Source organism: Desulforadius tongensis, from assembly GCF_016907915.1.
Classification (GTDB): Bacteria; Bacillota; Desulfotomaculia; order Desulfotomaculales; family Desulfohalotomaculaceae; genus Desulforadius; species Desulforadius tongensis.
On record NZ_JAFBCW010000040.1, the window covers coordinates 1 to 16100 of the forward strand.

14 protein-coding genes and 5 tRNA genes are annotated in these 16100 nt (G+C 44.8%); all 19 read right to left on the reverse strand.

The window, feature by feature from the left end:
- Positions 1 to 119: 119 nt before the first annotated feature.
- The 19 genes from JOC37_RS13635 to JOC37_RS12440 all read right to left on the reverse strand — a co-directional run bounded on the left by JOC37_RS13635 (position 120) and on the right by JOC37_RS12440 (position 15663).
- Positions 120 to 998 carry a peptidase MA family metallohydrolase gene (locus JOC37_RS13635; RefSeq protein ID WP_204619388.1) on the reverse strand — a complete coding sequence of 293 codons (879 nt, stop codon included), beginning with the start codon at positions 996 to 998 and terminating at the stop codon, positions 120 to 122.
- Between the two features lie 90 nt (positions 999 to 1088).
- Positions 1089 to 1784, reverse strand: coding sequence for a tetratricopeptide repeat protein (locus JOC37_RS12355; protein ID WP_204619390.1), 696 nt, complete (start codon positions 1782 to 1784; stop codon positions 1089 to 1091).
- Positions 1785 to 2009: 225 nt separating this feature from the next.
- Positions 2010 to 3380: a peptidoglycan DD-metalloendopeptidase family protein gene (locus JOC37_RS12360; protein WP_204619392.1), complete on the reverse strand. Its 1371-nt coding sequence runs from the start codon at positions 3378 to 3380 to the stop codon at positions 2010 to 2012.
- Between the two features lie 190 nt (positions 3381 to 3570).
- Positions 3571 to 4926, reverse strand: coding sequence for a thioether cross-link-forming SCIFF peptide maturase (scfB, locus tag JOC37_RS12365; protein WP_204619394.1), 1356 nt, complete (start codon positions 4924 to 4926; stop codon positions 3571 to 3573).
- A 63-nt stretch (positions 4927 to 4989) separates the two neighbouring features.
- Positions 4990 to 5139, reverse strand: a complete 150-nt coding sequence (scfA, locus tag JOC37_RS12370; RefSeq protein WP_204619396.1) for a six-cysteine ranthipeptide SCIFF — start codon at positions 5137 to 5139, stop codon at positions 4990 to 4992.
- Positions 5140 to 5434: 295 nt separating this feature from the next.
- The gene (locus JOC37_RS12375) at positions 5435 to 5614 is read right to left on the reverse strand and encodes a hypothetical protein (protein ID WP_204619398.1); all 180 of its coding nucleotides are present in this window, start codon (positions 5612 to 5614) and stop codon (positions 5435 to 5437) included.
- Positions 5574 to 6440 (reverse strand): GAF domain-containing protein, encoded by an 867-nt coding sequence (locus JOC37_RS12380; RefSeq protein ID WP_204619400.1) that lies wholly within the window; start codon positions 6438 to 6440, stop codon positions 5574 to 5576. Before JOC37_RS12380 ends, JOC37_RS12375 begins: the two co-directional genes overlap by 41 nt.
- 325 nt (positions 6441 to 6765) lie before the next feature.
- Positions 6766 to 6840 (reverse strand) — tRNA-Gly (locus tag JOC37_RS12385).
- A gap of 93 nt (positions 6841 to 6933) precedes the next feature.
- Positions 6934 to 7009, reverse strand: a tRNA-Glu gene (locus JOC37_RS12390).
- 26 nt (positions 7010 to 7035) lie between these two features.
- Positions 7036 to 7111 (reverse strand) — tRNA-Lys (locus JOC37_RS12395).
- Positions 7112 to 7116: 5 nt separating this feature from the next.
- Positions 7117 to 7192, reverse strand: a tRNA-Glu gene (locus tag JOC37_RS12400).
- A gap of 25 nt (positions 7193 to 7217) precedes the next feature.
- Positions 7218 to 7293, reverse strand: a tRNA-Lys gene (locus JOC37_RS12405).
- A gap of 146 nt (positions 7294 to 7439) precedes the next feature.
- Positions 7440 to 8723, reverse strand: a complete 1284-nt coding sequence (locus tag JOC37_RS12410) for an adenylosuccinate synthase (RefSeq protein ID WP_204619401.1) — start codon at positions 8721 to 8723, stop codon at positions 7440 to 7442.
- A 33-nt stretch (positions 8724 to 8756) separates the two neighbouring features.
- Complete coding sequence (locus JOC37_RS12415) at positions 8757 to 10151, reverse strand: FAD-dependent protein (RefSeq protein ID WP_204619402.1); 1395 nt, start codon at positions 10149 to 10151, stop codon at positions 8757 to 8759.
- Between the two features lie 168 nt (positions 10152 to 10319).
- Positions 10320 to 11642: a replicative DNA helicase gene (dnaB, locus tag JOC37_RS12420; protein ID WP_204619403.1), complete on the reverse strand. Its 1323-nt coding sequence runs from the start codon at positions 11640 to 11642 to the stop codon at positions 10320 to 10322.
- 151 nt (positions 11643 to 11793) lie between these two features.
- Entirely contained in the window at positions 11794 to 13734 is a 1941-nt protein-coding gene (lonC, locus tag JOC37_RS12425; protein WP_204619404.1) for a Lon family ATP-dependent protease, read from the reverse strand.
- 115 nt (positions 13735 to 13849) lie between these two features.
- Complete coding sequence (gene rplI, locus JOC37_RS12430; RefSeq protein ID WP_204619406.1) at positions 13850 to 14296, reverse strand: 50S ribosomal protein L9; 447 nt, start codon at positions 14294 to 14296, stop codon at positions 13850 to 13852.
- A gap of 5 nt (positions 14297 to 14301) precedes the next feature.
- A complete protein-coding gene (locus JOC37_RS12435) occupies positions 14302 to 15279 on the reverse strand; it encodes a YybS family protein (protein WP_204619407.1) in 978 nt (325 codons plus the stop codon).
- A 39-nt stretch (positions 15280 to 15318) separates the two neighbouring features.
- Positions 15319 to 15663, reverse strand: coding sequence for a MazG-like family protein (locus JOC37_RS12440; protein WP_204619408.1), 345 nt, complete (start codon positions 15661 to 15663; stop codon positions 15319 to 15321).
- Positions 15664 to 16100 lie beyond the last annotated feature (437 nt).

The following is a 16100-nucleotide window of genomic DNA, read 5'->3' on the forward strand; positions in this document are numbered from 1 at the left end:
GGACACCCTTGCCTTAAGCTAACGTTTACTGCTACCTTCAACGTTCGGGACTTTCACCCTATAGACATTGCCCATGCCGGGCACACATAAAAAATCAGACCCCTTATCTGAGGTCTGATTTATGAAAACATGGACCAGTTTTTATCTAACCAATCATTCAGTTTATTTTCAAAGTCCGGCAGGTTCAGCCGGCATACCTTTTGTAATGCTTGATCTAATGCAGCGCCTTCGGCTAATAAATCCATAATTTCTACCAGTGAATCTTCACCATACCGGTGTACCAGGTAGTACACAGCGGCCAGCGACTGCCTGTAAGCCAGCGACTGGTTGGGCAGCCGGTCAAAATTGTCGCTTAACTGCTGCAGTGAATATCTATTATTTTCCAGGGAACCGGCGGGATCACGAAAACGAAAACCGGTCAGTTCCAATTCTACGTATTGGGCAACTCCTTCGGTAAACCAGCGGTTATAATTGCCCTTTGTTCGGTGGTCAACCACCAGGTGGGCAATTTCATGGGCCATGGGGCCGGAGTTTACAAATTTATTCCAGGCTTCCCGGCCGTCTTCTGTATCAACCCACTCCCTTGGTGCCAGCACTCTAATTGTACCGGCCCAGTATACGCCCATGGCACTTTCATCCGCCGGCCAGCCAAAATAGGCATTTAGTTTTTCCCTGGTGGGATATACTATTATTATTTCTTTTCCCCGGGGAGTGTATTTTAGTTTTTGTGAAACCGGTTGGATAAATTTTTCTGCCGCCTGCAGTACCATTTGGGCCTGTTCTTTATCGCCCGGGTAGTATTTTACTATAAAATAGCGGCCTTTAATTTCCGGCAAACCGGCTGTTTGCAGCATCGTCCCCGCTTTACCCATTTCTCTGCCTAAACTGTGCATATACAGCCGGTAACTGCATCCACCCCACATTATGACCGCAAAAACTAGTATTATAAATGCTAAAGCTATTGTTATTGCGGTTGGGTGTATGCTGCTGTTTTCCACCGGCACCACCCCCTGTCTAACCAACCAATTAAATTATAACTTTATTGGAAAGACCGATGCCAGTGGTAATATCAGTAAGCAAATATGCATTTATTCTTTAATTTTTTTCTGCCAATCTTTCTTTACTTCTTTTGCCTTGTCCACCAACGGGCCTTCTTTGGCCAGCTCAATAAATTTATCCAGTTCTTTTACCGCCGCTTTATAATCCTCTTTACCGTTGGCCAGTATATAAGCGTACAGCCGGTGCGCGGTGGCGTTGTTCTGCTGTTTATCCAGCACATGTTTTACCTGCTCTTCAGCTTGATCGTACTTATTGTTGTAGAAGTAAATGGTGGCCAGGTTCATCCGGGCGTTGATATTTTCCGGCTGTTTTTCCACCGCCAGTTCAATTTGCTCCTCCGCTTTGTCTATTTCATTATTATTGTAGTATACCGAAGCAAGATTTAACCTGGCATCAACGTTATCCGGCTGCAGGGCGATAATTTTTTGATATTGGGCTATGGCCTTTTTGCTTTCACCGGTTATTGTGTACAGCGAAGCCAGTTCCGACAGTGCCTTTGCATCTTTAGGATTATCTTTAACTTTCTTTTCCAGCTCATCAATTTTTTCCTGGAAGTATTTCTGCATTTCTTCCTGCGTTATTCCCTGCTGGGCACGGCTTATAGTTTTAGAGGGAGTACCAGCCCATTTTATTGAACTCATAATTAAACCTGCAGATAAAACAACCACCAGTACAATAAATATCACTCTGGCTTGTTTTTTCAGTCTCCTGCGATCGAAAAACAACTAAATCTCCTCCTCTACTAGTTCACGCTTTTTACATTATACCACCACGAACTAATCTACAAAAGACTCTTTATGCTGGAAATAACTAAATAACTGCTGTGATTATTTAACCGGCTGCAGCTGCTTAAACTGTAACTGTTTTGTTACTATTTTCAGCGGCATTTACAGTACAATAAGAATAAATAAAACCCCTGGCCTTTAAAGCACCAGGGGATAATGTTAAAGTTATATATAATTGGCGGGATTCTGCGGTACTCCGTTGATCCGAACTTCAAAGTGCAGGTGCGGCCCGGTGGTGCGGCCGGTGGTGCCCACATTGCCGATAACCTGCCGGCGCTGTACATACTGACCCACCGATACTTTAATTTTTGACAGGTGACCATACCGGGTAACCAAACCGTTTCCGTGGTCGATATCTATGCACTTTCCGTAACCCCCGTACCAACCGGCTCTAATCACCCTGCCTGCTTCAGCAGCTACCACGGGGCTGCCGTAAGGAGCACCCAAATCAACGCCGGTGTGACGGCGTCCCCAGCGCATTCCAAAAGCGGAAGAAATTCCCCCGCTGGATGGTTTGGCCAGCCTGCCGCCGCCAAAGTTACGAGAGGCAACCAGCATCCGGGTACCCTTTTCCACCACTTTGGCTTTAGGTTCCTTGATTACCTTTTCGGCTAAGACGATTTTTTCTGTTTCTACACCGTTTTGGGCAATAAATTTATACTTAACTTCCTTTAAGCCGTCTTCGCCTTCCTCCAGCACCTTGGTTTTACCCTGCAGCATTTTCGCATTGCGCTTAACTTTAACCGGGGCTTTAATTTTTTCCTCAACGGTTTTTTCATAAACTGACACCACATTTATTAAAGGCTTTTTATCCGATAATTTCAGCACCTGGCCGATTTGCATCAGCTCCGGTTTAAAGCCCGGGTTAGCCGCAATTAGTTTATCCACTGAAATCCCATTGCTGTAAGCAATGTCCCACAGGGTATCTCCTTCTTTTACGGTGTACTGGGGTATTTTACCGTTTTCTTTCACCCTGGCCAGCGCGGTTTTTACATCAACAACTTCATCAACCTGCACCGGCATTTCCACAACTTCCACTTTTTCCTCAAATTTTACCTTTGCATTGTCAGCGGTTTTATACTCTTTTTTGAGAGCAGCAAGGAATTCCTCAGCAGTTTTTTTGCCGGCAAAAACAAAACGCACTTCCCCGTCTACCTTTACCGCCGCACCGGGCAGCTGGTAAGTAAGCAAAGGCACCAGGCGCCGCTGCAGTTCATCCCTGCTCACCAGAGATTTACCTTCTTTATTTACTTTTTTAATGGAAATATCCTGCTTTATTTCCACCTGTTTACCAAATTTTTTCGCCTGCCGGTCAGTTAGTTCTTTAATAACCGCTTCGGCATCACTTTTACCGGCCACTGTGGCAATGGTTCTTCCATCCACCACAACAGCATAAGCTTTATCATAATTAACCATATAAACAACTGTCAGTATAATCAACAAAACAGCAGCTGCTGCCCAGCCCACCCGCTTTTTAAAGGGCAGCTGGCTAAAGGGAGGCAGTTTTTCCCCAGCGGTAAGATGCTTAGAAGACATCCGGTACAACCCCTCTCGCTTTATATGCCTGATAAAAACATTTGCTATTATTGGTATGCAGTGACTGCACTAGTAATTCTACCTAAAAAACACAGTTATTATAGCACACCTCTACCGCTTTAGTAAATTGATGAAAAGATATGAAAAACCGCCTTAAAATACCAATTTGATGAATCAAGCAGGATTATGGCTATTGACCGTCTAATTCATGCCATTTTGCCTGCAGGTACAGCGCGCATTCCAATCTGATTTTCGCCAGCTCGCACCCCAGCTGATGGGGTACCAGTATGTCATTGTTAAATAAGTGGGCGTTGGCGTGACAGCCGCCGCTGCAGTGATACTTGGCCCAACACTGGGCGCAGCCTTCTTTGTTGTAAATATGGGCCGATTTGAATTTTTGCATTATGTTCCGGTTTAAATTTTCTTCACTGACGTGGCCAATTTGAAACTCCGGCCGGCCCACAAACTGGTGACAGGGATACAGATACCCATCTGGTGTTACGGCCATATACTCATGTCCCGCCCCGCAGCCGGACAGGCGTTTGGCCAGGCAGGGGCCCCCTTGAAGATCTATGTTAAAGTGAAAGAAATTAATTTCTCTCCCCTGCCGTTTAAGCCGCAGTATCTCTCTGGTTAATTTTCGGTACTCTTCTTTTAACCTCGCCACATCTTCCATGCGCAGGGCAAAATCATCCTCCGGCGCGGCAATAACAGGCTCCACGGAAACCTCTACAAACCCCTGATCAACCATATGCAGTACGTCTTGGCTAAAATCCATGTTGTGCCTGGTGTACGTACCCCTTACATAGTAGCCACCGGGCGGGTTCTTACTTACTATGCGCTTAATATTTTTCAACACCCGCTGGTATGAACCGCTGCCCCTAGGGGTGGGACGCATTTTATCATGTACTTTTTGCCTCCCGTCCAGGCTTAACACTACGCTGATATTGTTATCCAGCAGGTACTGTTCCACTTTTTCATCCAGCAGCACTGCGTTGGTTGTAAGGGTAAATTTTATTACCTTTCCAGCCGCTGCTGCCTTCTCGCGTCCATACTCAACCAGTTGTTTTACCACCGAAAAATTCAACAGCGGTTCACCGCCGAAAAAGTCTACTTCCACATGTTTTCGACCGGCGCTTTGTTTTAATAAAAAGTCTATGGCCGCCCGGCCGATTTCAAAGCTCATCAAACTGCGGTCCCCGCCAAAGGGCCCCTGCCCTGCAAAACAATACCTGCAGCGCAGATTGCAGTCGTGGGCAATGTGCAGGCACAGAGCTTTAACAACACTGGGCTGCGGGTTATAGCCGTTTTCAAAGGGATCGGCACTGAAGAGCAGGCCCTGCTCAATCAGCTGGTATATTTCATCCAGCACCGCTTCCACTTCTTCCGGCTTATAACGGGCACTGTACCGGTTGATTATCTCTTCCCTGGAGTGCTGCTGACATTCATCCAGCACTTCCCAGGTTAAGTCGTCCACCTGGTGCAGAGCCCCGCTGTGTACATCTAAAACCAGCTTGGTATCATCAAATTCAAATTTATGTATCAATATAAAGGACCTCCTAAACAAAATTCAACCCAATCCGGTAAGGATCGGGTTCTGCAGAATGATTTATTTTGATTCTTTAGCGCAAACCTGGTTGCCTACGGTGCAGGAAGTTTTGCACGCTGATTGGCAGGATGTCTGACATTCACCGCATCCACCGGTTTTAACGGTGTCAGCCAGTGACTTGGTGTTTAATGTTTTGATATGCTTACCCATCATCTCATCCCCTTTCCACATTACATTATAATGTAAATATGAAAGAGCATCAATTGGATTTATATTTTTGATATATTAGAAAACCGCTCTTAATATTCGGGTGGAAGCTGCTTTAGGCAACCAAAAACGCCTCCCAAAAAATTGGGAGGCGTACCGGAAATGGTTTTTAAATCATCTAGGTATCTGGGAAGACTCCTTTACCGAAATGCCCAGCCATAGATTTGGCATTTGGGGTTTACCCCTTATAAATGATATAGCCCTGCTTACTTAATTAAAGCAACCAGGGCTATATCATTTAAAATAACCTTGCCAGTTTTTCTTGTGTTGCATTAAATTCGCGTAAGATTGCACGTCTCCTACGATCTCCTTCCTTGCTATTATTTCTTTTTTCTACATATTCTTCTACAGTTATTTTACCAGCAAAATAATCTTCCCTAAGAGATTGATGTTCCCTCCCTTTCTTCTCTTCTATCATCTGCAACCCTCCTTTTATATTTTCTTTTATATTCTAATGATACCATAACATCATGAAATTTTTCCAATTCAAAAATTTGTGCTATAAGGCCAGCAAAATAATTTAGACAATCAATATCATCTTCCCTAAAAGAATTTTTCTGTGTTCCATCTATACTTAAAACTCCTATATTTTTTCCTTTAACTTTTATTGGAACACATGCTAATGAGTTATAAACCTTTTTTGTCTTTGACAAACGGTGATATATTTTTTCGTTTTGCACATCACCAGAATATAAAGGTCTGCCAGTAATTAAGACATTGCCTGCAAATGATGTATTTATTGGCAGCTTTAACTCTTTTTCGATTTCTGCACTATATCCCATAGCTTTGTATATTTTAAGTTCATTTCCTTTTGGTACAAAAATTGCAACTCTATGATAATTGTCTTTTTTGTTTGTTATTACACCATTTATGCTATGCAAAATAAGTTCAAGTATTTTATTTTTTCTATGCCTAAACTCATGATTATCTTTAATACTGATTAGCTTTGTTATTTCCTCAGACACGTCATGAATTAGTTTTAAAATATTGTTTTTTTGTTCAGCTATTTCATTAATTTCTTTAAATTGTTTTTTTTGGTTTTCGCACAAATCCTTTAATTGTTTTATTTTGTCATGAGGTTTTATAGTATATAACCCCCACAAGAATGTACCTTCATTACCATCCTTTATTCTTTTATTTACAATAAATAGAGACATCAACAAGTAAATTGCCAAAAAAATTGCTAAAATATATTCTCCATTGGGTATTGATTCTACCAAACTCATTAAAGCATCTATATCCAACGGTAACCTCCAAAGGCAAACTTTTTCTTTGCAGAAATATTTCTGCAATATTTACAAAAATTCCTCTAAAATTATCTGAAAACTTTGCTGTATATTTCGACACTAGATAAAACTTCCGGCAATATGGCCTAAACTATATTAACAGGGGAAAGCAGCAGCAAATTCAGAGCATACCATGCCGATTGCTGAAAATAAATTGCCCACTATTGCCCATAATGCAGAAAAAAGCCGCTGCTATCATGGAAGGATATATTTAAAAAGTGGTTATCAAAATGTTAGCAAAAAGCCTTCCTATTTGCTAGGAAGGCTTTTTGCTAAGTTTAATTGGAGCGGGTGACGGGGATCGAACCCGCAACCCCCAGCTTGGGAAGCTGGTGCTCTACCATTGAGCTACACCCGCACGTATTTATTTATGTCTATATTATATACCATTACGCGCCAATTGAAAACATCATAGATTAAAAAATGAGCGCTATCAACGCTCATTTTTTAGTGGTGACCCCTACGGGATTCGAACCCGTGTTACCGCCGTGAAAGGGCGGTGTCTTAGACCACTTGACCAAGGGGCCTCATGCTGCAGCATTTTTAATTAAAATGGTGAGCCATCCAGGACTCGAACCTGGGACACCCTGATTAAAAGTCAGGTGCTCTGCCAACTGAGCTAATGGCTCATAAATGGTGACCCCTACGGGATTCGAACCCGTGTTACCGCCGTGAAAGGGCGGTGTCTTAGACCACTTGACCAAGGGGCCACTGCTGCAGCATTTTTAATTAAAATGGTGAGCCATCCAGGACTCGAACCTGGGACACCCTGATTAAAAGTCAGGTGCTCTGCCAACTGAGCTAATGGCTCACATTATACAGTCTGCCGTCGACAAATGATATGATAACATAACTAATTATATTATGCAACTAGTTCTTTAAAATTTTTTTATGCTATCATCTGTTAATTCTGCCAACGAAGGGACTCATTTTTTGAGTCCCTTCGCCGCAGATTATTTAAAAGATATTCTCTATAACGATGGTTTGAGAACGTTTTGGTCCCACGCTGACCATAGCCAGCGGTACCCCCACCAGCTGGGAAATACGCTGCAGGTAGCGCTGGGCATTTTCAGGCAGGTCCGCTATACTTTGGGCGCCGGAAATGTCTTCCTGCCATCCCGGCAGTGTTTCATAAACAGGTTCGCACCGGGCAAGGGTTTTTAAGCTGGCAGGGAATGATGTTGTTACTTTGCCGTCCAGTTTATAACCGGTACATATCTTTATTTCCGGCAGACCGCTCAGCACATCCAGTTTTGTAATGGCCAGGTAATTTAAACCGTTAATACGGGCAGAATAACGTCCAATTACCGCATCAAACCAGCCGCAGCGCCTGGGACGCCCGGTGGTGGTGCCAAACTCATGGCCCTGCCGGCGGATTTTTTCACCCAGTTCATCGTGCAGCTCAGTGGGGAACGGTCCCTCTCCAACCCTGGTGGTGTAGGCTTTAGCCACACCGATTACTTTATCAATGCTGGTAGGACCTACACCTGCACCCAGGCAGGCACCGGCAGCAATGGGGTGCGAAGATGTCACATAGGGATAGGTACCAAAGTCTAAATCCAGCAGAGTACCCTGGGCACCTTCAAACAGTATGTTGCTGCCCTTCTCAATGGCATCGTTAATTACTTCACTGCAGTCAGCGGCACATTCACGCAGCAGTTGAGCATAATTTTGATAGTCGTTATAAACTTCTTCATATTTCAGGCTTGGTTTGTTATAATACTTGTTAAATAATTTGTTTTTGGTATCCATGTTGTATACCAGCTTGGCTGCAAAGTCTTCGTCATCCAGTAAGTCTACAACACGCATACCCACCCGGGATGATTTATCACTGTAGGCCGGGCCAATTCCCCGCTTAGTGGTACCGATTTTGGCCTTACCTTTCTGCTCTTCTTCCGCTTCGTCTAAAAGACGGTGATAGGGCATTATAACGTGGGCCCGGTAATCAATTAACAGCTTGGCAACGGGTATACCCCGGTCTTTTAGTGACTGCAGTTCTTTTTGCAAAACAGCGGGGTCCACCACTACACCGTTGCCAATAATGCAAAGCTTTTCTTTATACAAAATTCCTGAAGGAATTAAATGCAGTTTAAACTCTTCATCATCCACGACAACGGTATGGCCGGCATTGTTGCCCCCTTGAAAGCGCACCACTATATCTGCTTTTTCCGCAAGAAAATCAGTAACCTTACCCTTTCCTTCATCTCCCCATTGAGCACCGACAAGAACCACGGTAGACAATAGCTTCAACCTCCTAAAAAGAGAACCTTTGAATTATCTATAAAGACTCTTTAATATTTCTCTGGCAGTTACCACACCGGCCACCGATGCCTGTACCAAGCCGCGGGTCACTCCTGCCCCGTCACCGGCAGCATATAAGTTTTGAATGTGGGTTTCTAAGTTGTTTTTCAAGGCCAGGCGGAAGGAGTAGAATTTAACTTCCACACCGTACAGTAAAGTGAAACGTGAAAATACCCCGGGGGCGATCTTATCCATAGCTTCCAGCATTTCTACAATAGCCATTAAGTGGCGGTACGGAAATACCAGACTCAAATCTCCCGGCACCGCTTCGGTTAGCGTGGGTTCAACCAAACCTTTTTTAATACGGCTCTCGGTGGAACGACGGCCGCTTAACAGGTCACCCAATCTTTGTACTATCACACCACCGCTTAATAAGTTAGCTAAGCTGGAAATATAACGGCCGTATTTAATGGGATCTTTAAACGGTTGGGTAAAGGTTTTGGTAACCAGCACGGCAAAATTGGTATTTTCGGTTTTTCTATAGGCGTGGCTGTGACCGTTTACAGTAATTAAACCATCATTGTTTTCGGTAACCACTTCGCCATAAGGATTCATACAAAACGTACGAACCTGGTCATCAAAGGTCTTAGAAGTATACAGAAACTTTGATTCATAAACCACCTTGGTAAGGTGTTCCATTACACTGGCCGGCAGCTCCACCCGTACACCGATGTCCACCGGGTTAACTGCTGTTGTAAGGTTCAGGCGTTTGGCTTCCTGCTGCAGCCAGTCTGCACCTTCCCGGCCGGGGGCCAGTATTACATTTTTACCGTAAAATTCTTCCCCGCCAGCGGTTTTTATTCCCACTGCCCGGTTATCTTTCACCAGCACCTGGTCCACAGCACAATCGGTGGCAATTTCCACCCCTTTTTCCGCCAGGTAATCCTGCATATTTTGCAGAATCTCCATACAACGCCCGGTTCCCAGGTGTCTAATGGGCATGGGCACTAATTTCAGCTCGGCTTCTAAAGCCTGTCGTTTTATTTTTTCAATTTCTTCTTCCTGGCCTAACCCGTATACTTTTTCCGGTGCTCCGAATTCCAGGTAAATATCGTCCACGTATTTGATATATTCTTCTAGTCTGGGTTTACCAATGTAGCTGTCAAGGTTTCCGCCCACCGCGCTGGACAGGGTTAATTTGCCGTCACTAAAGGCTCCGGCACCGCCCCAGCCGCAAACGGTGGAACAGGGATCACAGGAAACACAGGGCACCTTCTTTTCCCTGGAAGGGCAGATACGTTTGGCAATATCCCTACCTTTTTCTACTATCAGTACCTTAACACCCTGCTTGTTTTTTACCAGCTCCAGGGCAGAAAAAATTCCCGCCGGGCCGGCACCAACTATTATAACATCATACTGCTGGCGCACTTTTTTTACCTCCAATTCATTGAGTTAGTGTGCCCATTGACATAAAAATAACTCAAAAGCCGTTATGGTTTTTGAGTTGTATGGAACAAAGCTTGTGCAATGAGTATCAAGCATCTAACAAACATAATTATTTTAGCAAATAAAGTATCGTTAGTAAAGAAAATTTAATTAATTATGATCTTTATCTAAGTTAACGAACTTGGTGTACTCTTTAAAGAAACCCAATTCCACCGAGCCCACCGGGCCGTTGCGCTGCTTGGCAATTATTAATTCAGCTATGCCCTGCTTTTCTGATTCCGGGTTGTAGTAGTCATCGCGATATATAAACACTATCACATCGGCGTCCTGCTCAATGCTGCCGCTTTCACGCAGGTCTGACATGATCGGTCTTTTATCCTGCCTTTGTTCCACCGCCCTGCTGAGCTGTGACAGGGCCACCACCGGTATATTCAGTTCCTTGGCCAGTCCCTTCAATGACCGTGAAATTTCAGCTATTTCCTGCTGCCGGCTTTCGCTGTACCGGTCGCCCTGCATCAGCTGCAGGTAATCGATAACTATCAGGCCCAGCCCCTTTTCTCCCTGTAAACGCCGGGCCTTGGCCCGCATCTCTCTTACTGAAATGGCAGCGGTATCATCAATAAATATCGGTGCTTCGGCAAGGTAGCCGGCCACTTCGGTTAAACGTTCCCAATCTTCGGGCTGCAGCGTGCCGGTGCGCATTTTATGCTGGTCTACCATGGCTTCCGCACATAACATGCGCTGTACCAGCTGGTCTTTGGACATTTCTAAACTAAATATGGCCACGGGAATTTTGGCCCGGAGGGCGGCATTTAACGCCATCATCAAGCCCAGGGTGGTTTTACCCATGCTGGGCCGGGCAGCCAGGATGATTAAATCACTTTTTTGTAAACCGGTGGTCATGCGATCAAAGTCTATAAATCCCGTCGGCACACCGGTGAGTTCACCGTCGTTTTTCTGTATCTGCTCCATATAGTCAAATATGTTCAGCAGTATTTCGTTGATGGCGGTAAGGGATCCCGACTGCTGGCGGCTGCTCAATTCCGTCAGCGACTGTTCTACCTGGCTCATCAACCGCCGCACATCTTCGCCTTCATAGCCCATGGCAGAAACTTTATTGGACAGCTGAATCATCATGCGCAGCAGCGATTTCTCTTCTACTATGCGGGCGTAATACTCCACGTTGGCGGCGGTGGGTACCAGGCTGGCCAAAGAGGCCACGTATGATACCCCGCCCGCCTTTTCCAAGGTGCCGTTTTGGCGCAGTTCTTCGGACACCGTAATCATATCCACCGGGATATTTTTATCTACCAGGTTTAAAATTGCCTGGTATATTTCCCGGTGGCTGTCGCGGTAAAAATCCTCCGGTTTTATAATTCCCATTACTTTATATACTGCTTCTTTGTTCAGCAGCATTGCGCCCAAAACCGATTGTTCCGCATCTATATTTTGTGGTGGTACTTTATTAATCATGGTACCTCTCCCGAAACATTTTGTTTTTGATAAATGCAGTGGTGTTTTTAAGCAGTTAAAAGATTAAACCCCCGGCTCAGTAAAACAGCCTTTTTACAACGGGTTGATTTTATAAATCCATAAAGAAACCGGCTGTTATACCGCCGGTTACCTAGCTTACTAACGAGCTGCTTTCCCCGCTGAATACATGGGGCAGCATCTCTTCCACTTTGCTCACTGGTATCACTGTAATTCCTTTTAAATCCGCGGGTACATCCTGGGCATTTTCTTTGGGAATAAGAACTTTTTTAATTCCCGCCTGCCTGGCCCCGTATATTTTTTCAGTTATTCCGCCAACGGCACGTACCCTGCCCTGGATGGATATTTCCCCGGTAATGGCAATATCCTGTCTGACGGGGCGATTTTGCACTGCACTGAGCAGCACCATGGTGATGGCCGCACCGGCGGAAGGGCCGTCAATGCGCCCGCCTCCCACGATATTGATGTGCACATCATAATTGCTGATATCTTCACCGGTGAGCTTTCTAATTACAGAGGCAGCATTAAATACTGAATCTTTGGCCATGCTGCCGGCGGTGTCATTAAATCTGATGCTGCCCATACCTTCCTTGTGGGCGGGGAAGGATACCGCTTCTATTTCCAGCACCGACCCCAAAAAGCCCATTACTCCTAACCCAAATACCCTGCCCACTTCAAGCTCCGAGCTGGCCTTTTGGGTTACATTGGGTACTAACCGGCCGGTTTGAATCACTTCGTATATATCATTTTCGGTGACTATTATTTCATCCTTTTTCTGCTTCCGGTGGCGGTAGCATGCCATGGCATAGGCATCACACAAAATGTTGGTAGCTTTACGTCCTTCTGTGGTGTACTGGCTGATAATTTGAGCGCCTTTATCTTCTAGATTTACCTTTAGCTTTTCCGCCGCCCGGCGAACTATCTTTTCTATATCCCCCGGCGCCAGCGGCTCAAAGTATACCTCCGCACAGCGGGAGCGAATGGCCGGGTTAATATATTCCGGTTCCCGGGTGGTGGCACCTATCAGAATGAAGTCTGCCGGTGCCCCTTCTTCAAATAATTTTTTAATATATTTAGGTATATTGGGATCATCGGGATCATAGTAGGATGATTCGAAGTACACTCTTTTGTCTTCCAAAACCTTTAGTAATTTGTTTTGTAAGATCGGATCCAGTTCACCAATCTCGTCTATAAACAGTATGCCCCCGTGGGCCTCGGTAACCAGCCCCGGTTTCGGTTCCGGGATGCCTGTGTCGGCCAGATCCCGGCGGGCACCCTGGTAGATGGGATCATGAACTGATCCCAACAGGGGGTTGGTTATTTCCCTGGGGTCCCAACGCAGGGTTGAACCATCCACTTCTACAAATTTCCCTTCCCTGCTGAAGGGGCTTCCTGCTATTTTTTTAGCTGTTTCCAGCGCCAACCTGGCGGCAGTGGTTTTACCAACACCCGGCGGCCCGTAAATGATAATATGCTGGGGAAAGGGTGAGGCCAGTTTAGATACCAACGCTCTGATGGCTCTTTCCTGACCCACGATATCCGCAAATTTTTGCGGCCGCAAAACATCTATGGCTGATGTGGCCAGTTTGCTGCGCTCTAATTTTTCCAAAAGAGCCAGTTTTTTAAGGGTTTGGGCGTTTTCCGGACCGGCGGTTTCTTTTAATACCTGCATTTTTACTTCCCGTACATATTCCTCGTGGCGCTGCTGCATTTTTTCAGTGATTTTCTTTTCTATGTCTTCTTCCACCGTGCGCCGGGCAAGTATATCGGCAATTTCATCTTTAATTTTATCCAGTATCTCCGGTATTTCTTCTTCCTTCGGCAGGTCAGCCAATGTGGGATCTTCAAATATTAATCTTTGCAGCGCCAAAACCCTTTCTTCCGGTTTTTCAGAGCGCATTAACTGCAGTGCATCCAGCTTGCTGGCTTTAAGTACCAGCTTGTCCGATCCATAAATGTGGGCCAGCAGTTCATAAACAACTTTTATCTGCCTGCTGATCAGTTCTTTATTAGTTAGATACGGTTCATTTTCTTGAGTATTCGTTTTGATAAATTTTTCAATAAATTGCTTCACAGGCCTTTCCCCTTTCCAAGCACCTGAAAACCGCCAATTATGCTTTTTAACGGTGCTGTCATATTCCGAAGGTCATCAAGCCGGTGACTTGGGCTCTGCTCGTTTGTCACCTTTTTTATGCTTCTGAAATTGAAACTGCCAATTCCGCCTGTACCTTGGGATGCAGTTTAACGTTAACTGTATACTCCCCTAGACTTTTTATGGGAGACTTTAAAATAATTTTTTTCTTGTCTATATTAATACCGTGCTCTTTTTTCAGGCTGTCAGCTATGTCTTTGTTGCTGATGGCTCCAAATAGTTTACCACCTTCACCCACTTTAGCGGTCAGCTTTACTTTAATTTGTTCCAGTTTGGCCGCTGTTTCTTTGGCCTCTTGTAAAAGCTGTTCTTTTTTACGGTTTTCAGCTTTTTTAATTTGAGCCAGTTCATTAAGTTTCCCCTGGGATGCTTCACTGGCCAGGTTGCGGGGTATTAAGTAGTTCCTGCCGTAACCCTCGGCCACTTCTATTACATCACCTTTTTTTCCCAGTTTGGGCACATCTTGATTTAAAATTACTTTCATTGTTCTTACCTCCTTTTAACTGTGTCCTGCTGCCGGTTTATTCTGCGCATATCCAACAGGGGGTCAATTACGCCTATACCCAGTAAGACAGCCGGTGTAAAGGGCCATATTACAGCAAAAAACAGCAGCATTAATTTAATTGCCGGGTGCAGGGGTAATTTTTTATAGTAATAGGTGGCTACGGATATTCCTAAAACCATGAACAGCATACCTGAAACATACAAAATGTTTTTACCCGCTGTGGCCATGGTTTGCAGCTGGTATCTATCCCCGGCAATGGTTAGCGCCAATCCTATAACCAGCGCCCAAAGGGTGTACCAGGGAAATGTCCACCGGCTGAAGGCCGGCAGCGGTACCACGCTGTATTTTAACCGTTTTAACACTGCCCGGGATAATAGATAGGTTATTACCGAAGAAAACACAGCCCCAATAATTAAGATACCCGGTAAAAGAATGGTCATCAAGTGCAAAGTTTGCTTCATGCTTTTCTGCATTTCATCTGCATCTACATTTTTTAGTAATCCCGCATTATGGTAAAACTGCAAACTTTGCTCCACTGCCATTTGGGCCTGGTTTTCGATATCAGAAAGGCTGATGCCGGTAAGTAAGCCAATGAAAATTAATACTGTAAATGTTAAAACTGCCGATGCCGCGGTACAGGCAGCAATGCTTTTACCAGCGGATATTTTATTTTTAAATAACAACCCCAGCAGCAAACCCAGCGGGGCAGACTGCATTATCAGGGCGGTTACACTTAATGGTTCTGTAAACAGTATCAGCAGTAATATGTAGGCAGTCACCAGTGATAAAAAACCTTTCTTTAATCCCTGGCGGTATACCATTAACGTCAGCGGCAGGGGAATCAGTACGCCAACTACAACTAATAACGGCGGTATGAAAAAACCGGCAAGAGCAATAACTGCTGTAAGGGCTGCAAAAAGAGCTCCTTCTACTATTGAACGGCTTGAGTTGTTGCTTGTCAACAGGGTCACCTCTTTTGGGATAAGTAACGGTATCGTCTGTTATAACCTGAATTTACTGCTTTTAGAACCATGTTGATTTACACGGTATTGAAGTAATTCTGATAAATCACCGTACCATCGTTCCACTTCATGGTCATCATCTATACCTTGTCTCAGTTTGTGCTCAATTTTAAGATCCAGGCGGGAAAAGTTAATACCTAAACGCCGGCCTAAAATATAAGAGGTAATTACCAGGCTGGCCAGGGCGTCCAGCAGTCTTTCTTCACTACCTTTAACCATTGCTTTAAACAATGCCGAAAGCGATGTTAAGATATCTGCTTTCAACCACTCTATTATCCTTAGGTTTTTAGCAATTCCGCTATCATTACCGGGTGACGGGAACATTATATCCCTCCTTTTACCCCTAACAAATCCGCTATCTACCCTGAAAAAGTTATCCTGCTGAACCGGCGGTTTTCGTACCCTTCGCTAAAATTCCTCCGCCGGCTAAATTTAAGCACCTGGCCTGCCGGTTGCGCACGCGCGCCCGGAATATTCGCCGCCCGTGACCCAGGTGCCGTGTACAGCATAAATGTCTACCTTAAGGAAAGTATATCTTCTAGCAAAGAGAGAACTTTTCCTGCTCAATTTGCTTGTGATTTGTTGTCTGTACAGTAATTTTTTCCTAAAAATGTAAAACACTATCCCGGAAGACGGACCGTAACGCAGTATGCAAAAATATCTTGATAATCGAGTAGGAGGGAGTGATTAACTCCCGTCCTCTCACACCACCGTACGTACCGTTCGGTATACGGCGGTTCATGTTGTGGAACGAAGTTCAT

What these genes read in the sequence shown, in the direction of transcription:
- JOC37_RS12360 (WP_204619392.1), bottom strand. Translation starts at nt 3,380, where the DNA reads ATGTCTTCTAAGCATCTTACCGCTGGGGAAAAACTGCCTCCCTTTAGC.
- dnaB (WP_204619403.1), bottom strand. Translation starts at nt 11,642, where the DNA reads ATGATTAATAAAGTACCACCACAAAATATAGATGCGGAACAATCGGTT.
- scfA (WP_204619396.1), bottom strand. Translation starts at nt 5,139, where the DNA reads ATGGGTAAGCATATCAAAACATTAAACACCAAGTCACTGGCTGACACC.
- JOC37_RS12440 (WP_204619408.1), bottom strand. Translation starts at nt 15,663, where the DNA reads ATGTTCCCGTCACCCGGTAATGATAGCGGAATTGCTAAAAACCTAAGG.
- JOC37_RS12375 (WP_204619398.1), bottom strand. Translation starts at nt 5,614, where the DNA reads ATGATAGAAGAGAAGAAAGGGAGGGAACATCAATCTCTTAGGGAAGAT.
- rplI (WP_204619406.1), bottom strand. Translation starts at nt 14,296, where the DNA reads ATGAAAGTAATTTTAAATCAAGATGTGCCCAAACTGGGAAAAAAAGGT.